14 protein-coding genes are annotated in these 15,875 nt (G+C 69.4%); 7 read left to right on the top strand and 7 right to left on the bottom strand.

Annotation, left to right across the window (positions count from 1 at the left end; genetic code table 11):
• Positions 1–83 precede the first annotated feature (83 nt).
• Complete coding sequence (locus HLH34_RS06205; RefSeq protein WP_183118993.1) at positions 84–1,523, bottom strand: gamma-glutamyltransferase; 1,440 nt, start codon at positions 1,521–1,523, stop codon at positions 84–86.
• Between the two features lie 251 nt (positions 1,524–1,774).
• On the opposite strand from HLH34_RS06205, the gene HLH34_RS06200 reads away from it, so the two are divergent.
• The gene (locus tag HLH34_RS06200; RefSeq protein ID WP_183118992.1) at positions 1,775–2,548 is read left to right on the top strand and encodes a DsbA family protein; all 774 of its coding nucleotides are present in this window, start codon (positions 1,775–1,777) and stop codon (positions 2,546–2,548) included.
• A gap of 53 nt (positions 2,549–2,601) precedes the next feature.
• Here the strand turns inward: HLH34_RS06200 and hemA are convergent, their stop codons facing one another.
• Both hemA and HLH34_RS06190 read right to left on the bottom strand, forming a co-directional pair.
• On the bottom strand, positions 2,602–3,864 hold the full coding sequence (gene hemA / locus HLH34_RS06195; protein WP_264784457.1) for a 5-aminolevulinate synthase: 1,263 nt from the start codon (positions 3,862–3,864) through the stop codon (positions 2,602–2,604).
• A 109-nt stretch (positions 3,865–3,973) separates the two neighbouring features.
• Positions 3,974–4,408, bottom strand: coding sequence for a hypothetical protein (locus tag HLH34_RS06190; protein WP_183118744.1), 435 nt, complete (start codon positions 4,406–4,408; stop codon positions 3,974–3,976).
• A gap of 235 nt (positions 4,409–4,643) precedes the next feature.
• Between HLH34_RS06190 and HLH34_RS06185 the strand changes: the two genes are divergently transcribed.
• From HLH34_RS06185 to HLH34_RS06175, 3 genes are read left to right on the top strand one after another with little or no spacing between them, the layout of a single operon-like run.
• On the top strand, positions 4,644–6,710 hold the full coding sequence (locus tag HLH34_RS06185) for a transketolase-like TK C-terminal-containing protein (protein WP_342354499.1): 2,067 nt from the start codon (positions 4,644–4,646) through the stop codon (positions 6,708–6,710).
• A 22-nt stretch (positions 6,711–6,732) separates the two neighbouring features.
• Entirely contained in the window at positions 6,733–7,752 is a 1,020-nt protein-coding gene (gene gap / locus HLH34_RS06180) for a type I glyceraldehyde-3-phosphate dehydrogenase (RefSeq protein WP_183118742.1), read from the top strand.
• Positions 7,752–8,975, top strand: a complete 1,224-nt coding sequence (locus tag HLH34_RS06175; protein WP_183118741.1) for a phosphoglycerate kinase — start codon at positions 7,752–7,754, stop codon at positions 8,973–8,975. The genes gap and HLH34_RS06175 overlap by 1 nt, the downstream gene beginning before the upstream one ends.
• A 115-nt stretch (positions 8,976–9,090) precedes the next feature.
• On the opposite strand, the gene ftsY is transcribed toward HLH34_RS06175, so the two are convergent.
• Genes ftsY through HLH34_RS06155 form a run of 4 tightly spaced genes read right to left on the bottom strand, consistent with a single transcriptional unit; the run spans position 9,091 to position 12,588 of the window.
• The gene (gene ftsY, locus HLH34_RS06170; RefSeq protein ID WP_183118740.1) at positions 9,091–10,068 is read right to left on the bottom strand and encodes a signal recognition particle-docking protein FtsY; all 978 of its coding nucleotides are present in this window, start codon (positions 10,066–10,068) and stop codon (positions 9,091–9,093) included.
• A gap of 1 nt (position 10,069) precedes the next feature.
• On the bottom strand, positions 10,070–11,314 hold the full coding sequence (mtaB, locus tag HLH34_RS06165; protein WP_183118739.1) for a tRNA (N(6)-L-threonylcarbamoyladenosine(37)-C(2))-methylthiotransferase MtaB: 1,245 nt from the start codon (positions 11,312–11,314) through the stop codon (positions 10,070–10,072).
• The gene (dapF, locus tag HLH34_RS06160; RefSeq protein WP_183118738.1) at positions 11,311–12,129 is read right to left on the bottom strand and encodes a diaminopimelate epimerase; all 819 of its coding nucleotides are present in this window, start codon (positions 12,127–12,129) and stop codon (positions 11,311–11,313) included. The genes mtaB and dapF overlap by 4 nt, the downstream gene beginning before the upstream one ends.
• Before the next feature lie 57 nt (positions 12,130–12,186).
• Entirely contained in the window at positions 12,187–12,588 is a 402-nt protein-coding gene (locus HLH34_RS06155; protein WP_183118737.1) for a VOC family protein, read from the bottom strand.
• Positions 12,589–12,713: 125 nt separating this feature from the next.
• Between HLH34_RS06155 and HLH34_RS06150 the strand changes: the two genes are divergently transcribed.
• The 3 genes from HLH34_RS06150 to HLH34_RS06140 all read left to right on the top strand — a co-directional run bounded on the left by HLH34_RS06150 (position 12,714) and on the right by HLH34_RS06140 (position 15,867).
• On the top strand, positions 12,714–13,358 hold the full coding sequence (locus HLH34_RS06150) for a class I SAM-dependent methyltransferase (protein ID WP_183118736.1): 645 nt from the start codon (positions 12,714–12,716) through the stop codon (positions 13,356–13,358).
• 188 nt (positions 13,359–13,546) lie between these two features.
• Positions 13,547–15,400: a hypothetical protein gene (locus HLH34_RS06145; RefSeq protein ID WP_183118735.1), complete on the top strand. Its 1,854-nt coding sequence runs from the start codon at positions 13,547–13,549 to the stop codon at positions 15,398–15,400.
• A 122-nt stretch (positions 15,401–15,522) separates the two neighbouring features.
• On the top strand, positions 15,523–15,867 hold the full coding sequence (locus tag HLH34_RS06140) for a hypothetical protein (RefSeq protein ID WP_183118991.1): 345 nt from the start codon (positions 15,523–15,525) through the stop codon (positions 15,865–15,867).
• The last annotated feature ends 8 nt before the right edge of the window (positions 15,868–15,875 follow it).

The raw sequence follows: 15,875 nt of genomic DNA, 5'->3' as shown, positions 1-15,875 counted from the left end.
ATCTTTCACATCCCGCGTGCGAAAGGCCAGCCACGAAAAGCTAGAACAAAACATGATCGTCTACAAGCGGCGCGCGGGCCGCGTCACTCCGACCCCACGGCCAGGCCGACCCCGCGCGCGTCGGTTCCGCCGACGCAGCTTCCCTCGCCGCCCGGCAGGCCGTGGGGGCAGGAAATCGCGTTGATGCGGCCGTTGGCCGTGACCGGCCGCGCCCCGGGGTCCTGCCCCGCCAGCACCTGCTGCATTTCCGCCGCCACCGCGTCGGCGGCGTCGTTCTGGCCCGAGCCTGTCACCGCGGCCCTGAAGCCCCTGTCCTGACTGGCGATCGCCGCGGTCAGCAGCGGGCGCGGCAGGCGTTGCGGCGAGGCCGCCATGACGATGCCGGTGCTGCCGGCCAGGCGACCGGTGCCGAACAGATTGTCCATCGTCAGGGCGCAGGCTACCGCCCCGCCGTGACGGTCCACCACCGCGAAGGATGTCGAGGCCGGCAGATGCGGCAGGGCGCCGCCGCCCGCGACGGTTCCGGAGTCCACCAGAGCCTGCGCCTGGGCCACCAGGTCGTCGGCGTCGTGGCCCCCCGGCATGCGCGCACGCCAGGCCGCGACCGCCGCCTGCGCGACCTGCCCCGGTTGCCCGCCGGCGGACAGGGCGTGGAAGGCCACGGCGCTGCCCAGGCCGCCATCGGCCGGCGGCGGCAGGAAGGCCACCGTCGTTCCGCCCGACATGACGGTCAACGGCGGCGTCTCGGCCGGGACCGCGCCCCGCAGGTCGGCGGACACCAACCCGCCGCCCGATGCCTGGCTGCCCGCGACGAACGAGGCCGCCAGCGCGCCATTATACAAATCGCCCACACCCACGCTGCGGATCTGTTCCAGCACGCCGGCCAGGCGGGACTGGACCAGCGTATCGCCCTCGGTCAGGATCTTGCCGTCGTTGCGGCTGAACAGCGCCCGCGCGCCGGGATCGGCCATGAGCGGGGCCTCGACGGCCGCCAGATCGTTCGCCAGCCCCCGGCCGACCGTCATGCCGTTCCGCGCAAGGCCCAGCGCGGGAGACAGGGTTTCGCCGAATTCCACGCTGCCATAGCGCAGATGCATCAGATAGAGGCCCCGCGCCAGCATCGGCACGGCGGCGGGCCGGTCCACCCGTTCGCCCGCGGCCGTCGTCCCCGCATTCGTCGCGGCTGCCCCCGCCACGGGGGTAAACAGGAAGGCGCGACCGCCCTGTGCATCGCCCGGACGGTAGGCAAGGCACGCGCCGCCGGCGCCCATCGACGCCCGCGACGGCAGGGTGACGGCCAGGGTCATGCCCATCGCCGCAGCGGCGTCGGCGGCATTGCCGCCCCGGGCAAGGACATCCCGCGCGGCCATCGCCGCCTGGGGTTCGTCCGCCACCACATTGCCGATATAGCCGCTGAGATAGGGCGAGGACTCTCCGCCACCGAACAGCGTCCTGCTGACCGTCTTGACCGGCGATGTTCCGCAGCCGGCCAGCGCGGCCGCCAGGACGGTCGACGCCAGCATGGCCCCATATCGACGGACGGGGGGATTCAGGGGACGCTCACGCACTCACAAATTCTCCATAACCACCGCACCGGCCCCGACACGAACCACCGGGCTCCTTGGGAATTAGCGGTCTTCTGGAACGGCGGCAACACGCGACATGCCACCCTTCCGCCCCGGATGGTTCTGCTTTACAGACGGCGGGCATCCGACCCGACACCCGGAGTACATCCTTGCCGCATCTTCGCCCCACCGTCCGCCCCCGCGCCTCCATGCCGTCCCGGCGGGGGCGCAGCCTGTCCGCCGCGCTGCTGGCGGCGTCGCTGCTGGGTTTTGGCGGCGGCGCCCGGGCCGCCGACGCCGGCGGCTTCACCGAGGCCCAGCGGCAGCAGATCGTGGACATCGTCAGGACCGCCCTGAAGACCGATCCGTCCATCCTGACCGACGCCATCGCCGCCCTGCGCGCGGGGGCCGAGGCCCAGCAGCAGGCATCGACCCGCAACGCCCTGGCGGCGAACCGGGCGGCGTTGACCACGCCCGCGGCCACGGACGCCATTCTGGGCAACCCGCACGGCGGCACGACGGTGGTCGAATTCTACGATCCGCGCTGCCCCTACTGCCGCAAGGTGCTGCCGGACCTGGACCGCCTGGTCCACGATGACCGCGACGTGCGCGTCGTGGAAAAAATCGTTCCGGTCCTGGGACCCGCCAGCCTGCTGGCCGCGCAGGCCATTGTCGCCGCGTCCCTGCAGGGCGGCCAGGACGCCTATTTCCGCATGCAGCGCGCCGTCATGACGGACAGCACCAAGCCCGACGCCGCGCGCATCCGCGTCCTGGCGACCCAGGCCGGACTGAACCCCGACCGTCTGGCAACCGACATGGCCGGCCCCGCCGTCGCCGCGACATTGCGCGACAATACGGCGCTGGCCCAGGCGATCAACATGGAGGGGACGCCGACCTTCGTGTTCGACGCCCGATACGTCATCCCGGGCGCCGCCGAACTGGACGACCTGAAAAGCGCCATCGCCAAGGTCCGCAAGGGCTGAACGACCCTGCCGGCGCGCGGGGCGTGGGCCAATCGGCCCGCGCCCCGCGCGTGTCAGGCCGCCGCGTCCTGGACCGTGCGGTCCGCCGAAACGCCCAGCAAGGTCGCAAGGGCGGCCACCATCCCGTCCATCATCTCATCGGTGTGGAAGGGGCCGGGGGTCAGGCGCAGCCGTTCGGTGCCGCGTGGCACGGTCGGGTAGTTGATCGGCGTCGCATACAGCCCGTATTCCGACAGCAGGCGGCGGCTGATCTCGGTGCAGCGGTCGGCGTCGCCCACCGGGATCGGCACGATATGGCTGGGCGTCTGCATGAACGGCACGCCGGCCGCACGCAGCCGGGTGCGAAACGCCTCGACCCGCTCGAACATCTTCTCGCGCCGCCAGCCGTCCTTGCGGACCAGCCGGACACTGGCCAGGGCCGCCGCCACGACAGAGGGCGGCAGCGACGTGGTGAAGATGAAGCCCGACGCGGCGCACCGCAGATAATCGATCAATTCGGCCGAGCCGGTGACGTAGCCGCCATGGACGCCGAACCCCTTGGCCAGCGTCCCCTCGATGATGTCGACCTGGCTGGCGATGCCGTCGCGTTCGGAGACGCCGCCGCCCTGCGCGCCGTACAGCCCGACGGCGTGGACCTCGTCCAGATAGGTCATGGCGCCGTATTTCCGTGCCAGCGCGCAGGTCGCGGCGATGTCGGAAATGTCGCCGTCCATGGAATAGACGCTCTCGAACGCGATCAGCTTCGGCGCATCCTTCGGCGCGGCCGCCAGCTTCGCTTCCAGGTCCGCCAGGTCGTTATGTTCGAAGATCACGCACGACGCCCCGCGTGCGCCCTTGATGCCCGCGATCATCGACGCATGGTTCTGCCGGTCGGAAAAGCAGATCCAGCCCGGCATGCTGGTCAGGATGGTCTGCAGGCTCGCCTGGTTCGAGACATAACCCGACACGAACAGCAGCCCGGCCTCCTTGCCGTGCAGGCTGGCCATTTCGGCCTCCAGCTCGGCATGCAGCGGGCTGGTGCCGGCGATGTTGCGCGTGCCCCCGGCGCCCGCGCCGTGCGCGCGGATCGCGTCGATCGCGGCCTCGACAACCGCGGGCTCGACCCCCATGCCGAGGTAGTCGTTGGCGGACCAGACCACGACCTCGCGCCCTTCGGGCGGCTGAACCGCCGGGACGGCGCGGTCATATACCGGATAATTGTCCGCCTGACGCGCCAGGGGGGTGAACTGACGATAACGGCCCTGTCGGCGAATATCTTGCAGCGCTGTTCGGCAGAACCTGTAGAAAGGGTGTCCGCCTACGTCGATACTGGCCACTCTCGAATTCTCCTGCGACGCCGTCCGGTGTTCGGGTCCCGGATGCGGGCCCCACGCGGCTGTCGCCGTTACAGTTCGTCCGCTTCCGTCATGCGGATGTCGGTTCGGTTCATCGCACATACACCCGGATTACGCCGGCGGTCACCGACGAATCCGACATAGCGGTTATTTCCACCTGCGACGCCGCTGCCCCATCCGCGACGATCGCGGCGGCGACGGCCTGCCCGTCGGTGGTCACCGCGTGGGCCAGGGCGGCGCGTTCCTGCTGCGGCGTCGGGCCGGCCGGGACCAGCACCGTAACCTGGAACAGAACGTTGGGTTTCAGTGCCCGCGCCCGCGCCACGGCCCCCTTCAGGGCAGGCTGCCATTGCCCCGGCGGGGTCCCGGCCCCGATTTCCACCAGCGGGGGGATGGGCGGGCGTCCCGGCGGGCCGGGCGGCACGAACGGCACGGGCGGACGGCTGGCCCGCGGATCGAAGGTCCGCTGGTCCACCAGGTCGCATCCCGCCAGGCACAGGGCACCCGCCACGGACGCGGCGAGCATAATCGGGTCGGGACGACAACGGATGAACATGGCGACGCACGGTTACAGCATACGCCGCACGGAGCAAGAGCGTTTAGAGCGCGACTTGCAGCCCACCCCCCGCGCCCCTATAGCGATCGGATACCTCTTTCGTCGTCGGTAGCCTCATTACCGACGAAAGGCAGGCCCACGGATGGAAACCGCGCAAACCGAGACGCCTGTGCCGGTCCCGGACACTGCTCCGCCGGAACGGCCCGTGCGACAGGCCGTTCCGGCCCAGGCGATCCACGCACAGACCATCCATGCCCTGACCATCCACGCCCTGCGTGACGCGGTGCAGGCCTTCATCCACACGGCCAGCCCCGACCCGGCCGCCGCCGCGCAGGCCGGCGCGATGGCCACGCCGACCTGCGTGCTGTGGAACCAGTTCCTGCGTTTCGACCCCACCTGCGCCGACTGGCCGGACCGCGACCGCTTCATCGTCTCGTCCACACGTCACCGGCCGCTGCTGCAGGCGATGATGCGCCTGGCCGGACAGACGGCCGCGCCGGGCGAGGCCCTGGTGGAATACGGCACCCACCCGGCCGTCGAAATGGCGTTCGGCTCCAGCGGCCAGGGGCTGGGCGCGGCGATCGGCATGGCGCTGGCCGAACGGCACATGGCCGCGCGGTTCGGACGGTCGATCGTCAATCATCGGATCTGGGTCCTGTCCTGCGGAACGGAACTGTCCACCGGCGTCGCCCTGGAAGCCGCGATGCTGGCCGGCCAGATGGCGCTGGACCGGGTCACGGTATTGTTCGAGATCGCCCCGGAGGACAAGAAAGAGGCCGAGGACACCCTCGCCCGCTACGCCGCGTCCGGCTGGTCGGTGCGCACCATCGCGGCCGAGGACCCCGACGCCGTGCACGCCGCCCTGTCGGCCGCGCTGCGCGCGCGCAAGCCCTGCGTCATCGCGTGCACCGTGGCGGCGGAGGCCGCGCCGCCGGCCCGGGCCGCGACCGGCCCGGAGGGCGATCTGTCGACATTGCTGTGGGCGCCCGCGGCGCGCCGGGGGGCATCGGCCCGCCGGTCCTGGTTGCGGCGCCTGGCCAAGCATCGGCACCGGTCGGAATTCGAACGCACGACCCAGGGCCGCCTGCCCGCCTTCTGGCGCGAGGACTGGGTGCGGTCGTGGCATATGCCCAGCGCGCCCCTTCATGCCACGACACTGCAGCCCGCCCCCCTGCGCGCCAACCGACCGCGCGCGCCGACGCTGCCCGGCGGCCCGGTGGGCGGCGGGGCGGCGGACACGACGGTGGCGCACGCGCGACAGGGGCTGGACATCCTGCGGGACCTGATCCCCGAACTGTTCTGCCTGACATCCCGACGGGGAATCGAACTGACGGGAACGGCGCGCCGGGGCGAGGCGACGCCCGATTGCGGCACGCGCGTGCACGGCCTGGCGGCGCTGCTGAACGGCATCACGCTGCACGGCGGGCTGATCCCGTGCGGGGCCACGACGTTCGTCGCCATCGACCGCATGCGGCCGGCGCTGCGCTTCGCCGCGATGATGCGGCGGCAGGTCATCTATCTGCTGACCGACGACGGGCTGGCGCTGGGTCCCGACGGGGCGGGATGGCTGCCTGTAGAACAATTGGCCAGCCTGCGGGCGATGCCCAACGTCGCGGTGTTCCGCCCCGCCGACCGGCGGGAGACGATGGAATGCTGGGAACTGGCGCTGCGCCGGACCGAGGGACCCAGCCTGATGACGCTCTGCCCCGTGCTGGCGGATGACGCGCTGATGCCGGGGGCGGCCGAGACGCGCCCCCGCCGCCCGCGTGGCGCCGGCGGCACCGGCGCCCGCGGCGGATATGTGCTGGAGGAAGCGCGCGGACCGCGTCAGGTAACGCTGATCGCCACCGGCAGCGAGGTCCCGATCGCCCGGCAGGCCCTGCACCACCTGGTGCGCGAGGGGATTCACGCGGCCCTGGTCTCGCTGCCCTGCTGGGAACTGTTTGCCCTTCAGGACGTCGCTTACCGCGAACAGGTGCTGGGTACCGCCCCGCGCATCGGGATCGAGGCCGCGTCGGGATTCGGATGGGAACGCTGGCTGGGCCAGGACGGCGTGTTCATCGGCATGGAAGGGTTCGGGGAAACCGCGCCGTCCAGCGAACTCTACCGCCGACTGGGCATCACCGCCGAGCGGATCCGAGACACCGCCCACCGCCTGGTCCTTGAGACGGGACGTGACTTTCCATCGCCGTCCGGGCAGAAAGCTGGAGGCGGCCGCGTGCGGTCCCTGACCGGGGATGCCGCCCTATATCGGACGACGGTCCGTAGCTGAATTCACACGGGAGAGAAATAGAATGGCTGTCAAAGTCGCGATCAATGGTTTTGGCCGCATCGGCCGCCTGGTCCTGCGCGGAATCATCGAGAGCGGGCGCACCGACGTGGAGCCCGTTGCCATCAACGATCTGGGCAGCGTCGCCGACAACGCCCACCTGCTGAGCTACGACAGCATCCACGGCCGTTTTCCCGCCGAGGTCCGCGTCGAGGGCAATTCAATCGTCATCACCGCCAACGGCCGCACCTACACGCTCGCCGTGTCGGCCGAGGCCGATCCGACGAAAGTGCCCTTCGACGGCGTCGACGTCGCCATGGAATGCACCGGCCGCTTCACCACCAAGGAGAAGGCGGCCCACCTGATCGAGGCCGGCGCGCGCAAAGTCATCATTTCGGCCCCCGGCACGCATGTGGACGCCACCATCGTCTACGGCGTGAACCACGACACGCTGACCAGCGACATGACCGTGATTTCCAACGCGTCCTGCACCACCAACTGCCTGGCGCCCGTCGCCAAGGTGCTGGACGAGACGTTCGGGATCGAACGCGGCTACATGGTCACCATCCATTCCTATACCGGCGACCAGCGCACGGTGGACACGCTGCACAAGGACCCGCGCCGCGCCCGCGCTGCGGCGATGAACATCATCCCGACCTCGACCGGTGCGGCCCGGGCGGTGGGGCTGGTGCTGCCGCACCTGAAGGGCAAGCTGGACGGCACCGCGATTCGCGTGCCCACGCCCAACGTCTCGCTCGTTTCGCTCGATTTCGTGCCGGCGCGCCCGCCCGCTTCGGTCGAGGAAGTGAACGCGGCGATGCTGAAGGCCGCGTCCGAAGGGCCGCTGAAGGGCATCCTGGCCTATAACACCGAACCGCTGGTCAGCACCGATTTCAACCACACCCTCGCGTCCTCGACCTTCGACGCGACGGAAACGGCGCTGGTGGACGGCGGCAAGCTGGTGCGGATCTGCAGCTGGTACGACAACGAATGGGGCTTCTCCAACCGGATGTCGGACACTGCCGCCCTGTTCGGGTCGCTGTGATGGGCAGCGTCTCGTTCAAGACGCTCGATACGCTGGACGCGGCGGGACGCAAGATCCTGCTGCGCGCCGACCTGAATGTGCCCGTCCGTGACGGGCACATTACCGACCTGACCCGGATCGAGCGTCTGGCCCCCACCATCCGCGAGCTTGCGGACAAGGGAGGACGGGTCATCGTCGTCAGCCATTTCGACCGCCCCAAGGGCAAGCGGGTGCCTGAAATGTCCCTGGCCCCGATCGCCGCCGCCCTGGGCAAGACCCTGGGCCGGCCGGTGGCGTTTGCCGACGACTGCATCGGCCCGGTGGCCGAGGCCGCCGTCGCCGCGCTGAAAGACGGCGACGTCCTGGTGCTGGAGAATACGCGCTTCCACGCCGGCGAGGAAAAGAACGACCCCGACCTGTCGAAGGCGCTGGCCGCGCTGGCGGACGATTACGTCAATGACGCGTTTTCCGCCGCCCACCGCGCCCATGCCTCGACCGAGGGCGTGGCCCGCTTCCTGCCGTCCTTCGCCGGGCGGCTGATGGAGGCCGAACTGAACGCCCTGAACGTCGCGCTGGAAAACCCGGTCCATCCGGTCGGCGCGATCGTCGGCGGCGCCAAGATCTCGACCAAGCTGGACCTGATCGGCAACCTGCTGGACAAGGTCGACGTCCTGATCGTCGGCGGGGCGATGGCCAATACCTTCCTCGCGGCGAAGGGGGTCAATGTCGGCAAGTCCTTGCAGGAAGCGGACATGCACGACACCGCCCGTACGATCATGGCCCGCGCGACGGAACGGGGATGCGAGATCGTCCTGCCGGTCGACGCCGTGACGGCGACCGAATTCCGGGCCGACCCGCCGACCAGGACCGTGCCGGTCGATGCCATCCCCGCCGATTCGATGGTGCTGGACGCGGGGCCCGAGACGGTCAGGCTGCTGACCCGGAAGATCGTCGGGCTGAAGACGCTGGTGTGGAACGGGCCGCTGGGCGCGTTCGAACTGCACCCCTTCGATACCGCCACGAACGAACTGGCGGCCGAAGTGGCGCGGCGGACCCAGGCCGGGCAGTTGACCAGTGTCGCGGGCGGCGGCGACACCGTGTCCGCGCTGCGCCATGCCGGGGTGGCGGACCAGATGTCCTATACCTCGACCGCCGGCGGCGCGTTCCTGGAATGGCTGGAAGGCAAGACGCTGCCCGGCATCCAGGCGCTGAGCGAACTGTCGGAACGCATCCTGCCTCTGTGACGGACATCGGGGCGGCAGTCCTCAGGACTGCTGCCCCGAAACCCGGTCGTTTCATCCACGATCGGGGTCCTGGGCCTCAGGCCCTGGCGGGTTCGGGCAGCGCCCGACCTTGATATCAAACTTCGCCCTGCTCGCCCTCGTCGCCCGCGGCTTCGTCACGCGCGGTCAGGCGCACCGAATCCCCCACCAGCCCCCGCGCGAACGCCTCGGCCGAGAACGGGCGCAGGTCTTCGGCCTGTTCGCCCACGCCCACGGCGTGCACCGGCAGGCCGTACGCATCGGCCAGCGCCACGACGATGCCGCCCCGGGCGGAGCCGTCCAGCTTCGTCACCACCAGGCCGGTGACGTTCACCAGTTCCTTGAACACCCGCACCTGTTCCATCGCGTTCTGGCCGGTCGTGGCGTCCAGGACCAGCAGCACCGAATGGGGCGCGGTCTCGTCGAACTTGCGCATGACGCGGATGATCTTGGCCAGTTCCTCCATCAGCGCGCCCTTGTTGTGCAGGCGGCCGGCGGTGTCGATCAGCAGCAGGTCCGCGCCTTCGGCCTGCGCGCGCTTCAGCGCCTCGAACGCCAGGCCGGCCGCGTCCGCGTTCGGCGGACCGGCGATGACGGGGGCGCCGACGCGCTGGCCCCAGACCTGAAGCTGCTCGACCGCGGCGGCGCGGAACGTGTCGCCCGCCACCATCATGACCCGCAGCCCCTGCTCGCCGTAATAGCGGGCCATCTTGCCGATGGTCGTCGTCTTGCCGGTGCCGTTGACGCCGACGACCAGCACCACATGGGGCTTGCGCGCGGGGTCGGGAACGAAGGGCACCGCCACCGGTTCCAGCACCTGCGCGATTTCGGCGGACAGGGCGTCGCGGACCTCGTCATCCGTGACCTCCTTGCCGAAGCGAGAGCTGCGGAACGACTCGATGACGCGCCCGGCGACTGCGGGGCCGAGATCCGCCGCGATCAGCAGATCCTCAAGCTCCTCCAGCGCCGCGTCGTCCAGCTTGCGGCGCGTGAACACCGCCGCGATGCCGCCGCCGAGCTTCTGCGTCGAGCGGGACAGGCCTGCCTTCAGGCGGGATAAAAAACCAAGTGCCATGTCAGGGGGTTTCCGCCACCAGTCCGTTTTCGTCAACCGCCGTCGCCCGCACGGTCACGATCTGCCCGGCCTCAGCCGGCGCGCCGGCCAGCCGCACCGGCGCGAATTCCTCGGAATGACCGCTGGTCGCCGTTTCCAGCAGCACGCGCAGGGGCCGGCCCAGCAGCCCGGCATGGTACTCCGCCGCCGATGCCTGCCCGGCCGCGCGCAGGCGGGCGGCGCGCTCCTTGCGCAACGCCACCGCCACCGCCGGCATCCGGGCCGCCGGAGTGCCGGGCCGTTCGCTGTAGGGGAAGACATGCAGGTACGGCAGGCGCTGGGAGCGGACGAAATCGAGGGTCTCGTCGAACAGCGCATCGGTCTCGGTCGGGAAGCCCGCGATCACGTCGGCGCCGATGCCGATATCGGGGCGGCAGGCGCGGGCCCGGTCCAGGACGCGCACCACGTCGTCAACCAGATGCCGGCGCTTCATGCGCTTCAGCACCATGTCCGACCCGGCCTGGAGCGACAGATGCAGATAGGGCATGAACCGCCGCTCGTGCTCCAGCAGGCGCCACAGATCGTCGTCGATCTCCACCGGATCGACCGAGGACAGGCGCAGGCGTTCCAGTTCCGGCACCAGGGCCAGCACCCGGCGGCAGAGCTGGCCCAGCGCGGGCTGTCCAGGCAGGTCGCCGCCCCACGAGGTGATGTCCACGCCCGTCAGCACGATTTCACGATAGCCCGAGGCGACCAGGGTACGGACCTGCTCGACCACCGCGCCGACCGGCACCGATCGCGACGGCCCCCGGCCGAAGGGGATGATGCAGAAGGTGCAGCGATGGTCGCACCCCTGCTGCACCTCGACGAAGGCACGTGTCCGCCCGGCGAATTCGGTCACCAGATGCGGGACGGTTTCGGTCGCCGCCATGATGTCGGACACCGCGTCGCCACCCGCCATCGCCGCCGTCGTCCAGCTGGCCGCCTCCAGCTTCTCGCGGTTGCCCAGCACGCGGGTGACGCCGGGCAGCGCCGACCAGCGTTCCGGGTCGATCTGGGCCGCGCAGCCCGTCACGACGATCCGGGCGTCCGGCCGGTCGCGATGGGCGCGGCGGATCGCCTGCCGGGCCTGGCGCTCGGCCTCGGCCGTCACCGCGCAGGTATTGACGATGACGACGTCTTCCAGCCCCGCCGCATGGCCGCGCATCACCTCGCTTTCGTAGGTGTTCAGGCGGCAGCCGAAAGTCAGGATCTCGGGCTTGGTCATGACGGGTAGCCGTCCAGATCCACGGTGCCGACGAAGCTGGTGACGGCCGGGCCGGTCATCAGCACATGGTCGTCGGCCGCGCGCCACGTGATCGTCAGCGACCCGCCGTCCATGTCCACCCGGCAGGTGCGATCCACCAGTCCGCGACGGACGGCGTTCACCACCGTGGCGCAGGCCCCCGACCCGCAGGCCAGGGTCAGGCCGCTGCCGCGTTCCCACACGCGCAGGCGCAGCGCCCCGCGCGACATGATGCGCGCGAAGCCGACATTCGCCCGTTCGGGAAACAGGGGATGACGCTCCAGCGCCGGCCCGGCCTCATGCGGGTCCGGCAGGTCGGTCATGAAGAAGGTCACGTGCGGGTTGCCCATCGACGCGGCGGCCGGGTCGCCGTCGATCGGCAGATGCAGCGTGTCGATCTCGCACGCCAGGGGCACGTCGCGCCAGCCCAGGGCCGGGGGGCCCATGTCCACCGTGACCTCGCCCGGGGCGTCGATCCGGGCCGCCAGCAGGCCCGCCTGCGTCTGCAACACGGACGATGCCCCGCCCCCCTGCTGCCGCAACAGGTCCGCGACGCAGCGCGAGGCGTTGCCGCAGGCCCCGGACTCGCTGCCGTCGGCATTGAAGAAGCGGACGAACACATCCGCCCCCGCCCGGCAGGCCGGACGCAGAACAACGAACTGGTCACAGCCGATTCCACGATGACGGTCGGACAGCGCCGCGATCCGCGCGGGCGTCAGGCCGAAGCGTTCCGTCCGTTCGTCCATGACGACGAAATCGTTGCCCAACCCGTGCATCTTGTAGAAGGGGATCATCATGCGCGCCTTATACGGCACGGTCGCGGAATGCGCGAGAATTCTCGCGCATTCCGCCGATCAGAGGAAGCGCCCCGGCGCGCCGCGCTGCAGCACCTCGATCCGGTAGCCGTCGGGATCGACGATGAAGAAGAACCGCCCGACCACCCGTTCGCCCAGCGACAATTGCTTGACCGGCAGCGGCGACAGGCCTGCCTGCACCAACCGGGCATGCTCGGCGTCCACATCGGCCACCGACACCGCCAGGTGACCATAGCCGTCGCCCAGGTCGTACGGGCGGTCGCGGTCGTGATTGACCGTCAGTTCCAGTTCGAACGTCTGTTCGGCGTTCGACAGGTAGATCAGGGTGAAGCCGTCGAACGCCAGGCGGTCGGCCACCGCCAAGCCGAACGCCTGCGCGTAGAACGCCAGGGACGCGGCCTCGTCCCGCACCCGGATCATGGAATGAATCAGTTTCGCCATCGTCGAGGTCCTTCTGTTGTGCGTCAGGGGGCGCGGATGATAGCCGGCAGCGGCAATGCGGAAAGGGGGCATCGTTTCCGGCCCATGGACTGGATTTTCCGCCCGGTCTGTCGCATGTGCCGATCATGACCGACCAGCATGGCTTCCATCCCGCCGCGTTCACCACGGCCGACACCGAACCCGATGCCCGCTTCTATGCCGGCCGCCCTGCCGGGGCGCTGATGGATGCCGGGGCACGAGCCGCCATCACCGCGCTCTATCGGACCATCCTGCCCGAGGGGGCCTGGGTGCTGGACCTGATGGCCGGCGACGACAGCCACCTGCCGCAGGACACCCCGTGCGAGGCCGTCATCGGGATCGGCCTGGACGCGGCGGCACTGGACGCCAACCCGCGCCTGACGCAGCGGATCGTGCAGGATGTGAACGAGGACACCGCCCTGCCGCTGCCCGATGACAGCCTGGACGCCGTATGCCTGTGCGATGCGGCACCGTATCTGCGGCACCCGCTGGCGATCCTGACCGAGGCGGCGCGCGTGCTGCGGCCGGGCGGGATCGTCGTCATGGCTTTTTCCGAACGCTTCCTGCCGGGCAAGGCGGTGGCGCTGTGGCAGGCGCTGGACGGGGCGGACCGGTCCCGCCTGCTGACCATCCTGCTGGGCCGCGCGGGCTTCGTCTTCATCGACACCGGAGAGGTTCAGCCCCCCGCCGACGACCCGGCCTGGCGAGACGCGGTCTATGCCGTCACGGCGCGCAAACCCGGCACTGCCTGAGTACCCATTTCCGAGAACTCGTCCATTTATTCAATAAACAAGTAAGTAATATTTTCTTATTTACTTAATGACTGAATTTGGTACTATTTAAAAGAAAATATCATTTACGCCGGGATGTGGAAATGTTTTGACATATTGAACGTCTATGTCAGGCGACCAACATCACTATGGACCGGATCCCCCCTCATATGCGGATTCTTGCCGCTTACCCCTGCATTCAACGACGCTTGCCGCTCCTGCTGCTCTGCTGCTCCGTCCTGGTCCCGGTGTCCCGCGCCCATGCGCAGCAGGACGAGGGCGAAGCCATCGACGCCATGGAAGACCAGATCGCCCGCATCCAGCGGCAGCAGATGGAATTGCAGAAAGACCTGCTGGCCATGCGGCAGGAACTGGCGCGCCATCGCGCCCACCTGCAGGCAGCCCATCCCACGCCAACCCGCGAGGCCGCCCGACAGGAACCCGGCACCGCCCTCCATCATGGATGGAACGCGGCCGGATCGCGGCTGGCCGAAGGCTCCGTGGGCCATGGCCCCGGGCATGCGCACCCTGCCCCGATGGATGTCCCGCCGCCGGTCATCGACGACCGCCCCACCGTCGCGGCCGTGGTGGCCCGTCGGGAGGAGGACATGGTCACCCGTCTCGCCGAAAACGGCGTCGGCCCCCACCCGCGCGAAACGGTGGGCGCCCAGGCCGCCGGCGCCCTGGGCGATCACGGCGTATTCCATGTCGGTCCAGCCACGATCATTCTGGGCGGTTTCTTCGATACGGCCGGCATCTTTGAAAACCGGCATATCGCATCGGGAACGTTCAATTACTGGGCCGACATGCCCTATCCGAACGAATCCCGCTTCCATCAGGACAGCTTCGAAGCCGGCGCCCGCTTCAGCCGGTTCTCGCTGATGGCGCGGGGCAATATCGACGCCTTCACCACCATTTCCGGCTTCGTGGAGACGGATTTCGGCGCAGGCGCCGAAACGACGAACCCGTATGAAAGCAACGCCTACGTGCCGCGCCTGCGGCAGGCTTACCTGGCCTACGACAACAGCCGCAGCAATTTCCATTTCCTGGCCGGACAGGCGTGGAGCCTGCTGACACCAGGACGCGCCGGCATCGTCGCGCGCCAGGAAAGCCTGCCTGAAACGATCGACGCCGCGATGCTGGTGGGGCAGACCTGGACCCGCCAATGGCAGATCCGCCTGGTGAAGGACCTGATGGCGCACCGGCTGTGGCTGGGCCTGTCGATCGAAAATCCGGCGACGCTGTATGACACGACGGGCTTCACCAACAACAACGGTACGGTCAACCTGCCCAACGGCGGCGTCGCCACGATCGGGTCGAACGGCACCGGCCTGACGGAATTCAGCACCAATTATTCCGACGAGATCGCGCCGGACATCATCGGCAAGATCGCGTGGGATCCCGCCTGGGGCCATTACGAGGCCGAGGGCCTGCTGCGCTTCCCCCACGACCGGGTGGTCGCAAATGGGGTGGGCCGCAATTACACCGCCGTCGCGGGCGGGGGCGGCGGATCGGCCATTTTGCCGGTCATTCCGCACAAGGTCGAAATCCGCCTGGCCGGGCTGGCCGGGGTGGGCATCAACCGCTACGGCTCGGTCCTGCTGCCCGACGCGACCCTGTCGTCGAGCGGCCGGCCGGCGCCGCTGCCGGGGGCCCAGGCCACGGCCGGAATCATCGCCCATCCCAATCCGCTGATCGACGTCTACGGCTATTTCGGAACGCAGCGTTCGGGCCGGCGATATTTCTCGGCCGAGGGCGGCAATTACGGCTACGGCAACCCGCTTTATTCCAACGCGGGCTGCCAGATGGAACTGTCGACGCTCGACTGCACGGCCAATACCCGGGCGGTGGAGGAACTGACCGTCGGCGCATGGTGGCGCTTCCTCAAGGGCCGCTACGGCACCGTCGAGGCCGGCGCGCAGCTGGCCTATTCGCGCCGCCAGATCTGGAAGGGCATCGGCGGCGACCCCGCCACCAGCGTCAGCCAGCTGTTCTTCGACTTCCGCTACCTGCCCTTCCAGTAAGGCGCCCGCCCCCGCGTGTCATGCCTGCCCAGACGCGCGGTGAGGGCTGCTCTGTTGCGTCGCGCGCCAAAACGGAGGATGTTCCCCCCGGACCGGAACATGGCATGGAGGAAAAGACGGTCATGCAGGACAAAATGCTCCGGTGGCTGATGCTGTCCGCCTGCCTGGCCGCGTGGGCGACGCCGGCGCTGGCCGACGATGACGACGAGGGATCGAAGACCCAGTCGATGCATCAGTTGGCGGCCCATCCGCCCATCCCGAGCGCCCACAAGGATTTCAGCCAGTTCCGCTATCGCCCCATCGGCGACAAGGTGGTCGAACAGGCGGACGCCAACCGGCTGCTGTTCTGGACGCCGCAGGGCACGCCCGACGGCTATGCCGAACGGCTGGGCAACGCCATCGTCTATTACGATCGTACCGGCAAGGCCATCCGCGTGCAGCCACTGGCCCTTCCCACCGACGAATAGCCGGCAGA

It is taken from the genome of Gluconacetobacter azotocaptans (genome assembly GCF_014174355.1).
Classification (GTDB): Bacteria; Pseudomonadota; Alphaproteobacteria; order Acetobacterales; family Acetobacteraceae; genus Gluconacetobacter; species Gluconacetobacter azotocaptans.
This window is presented reverse-complemented; position numbering and strand designations above follow the sequence as displayed.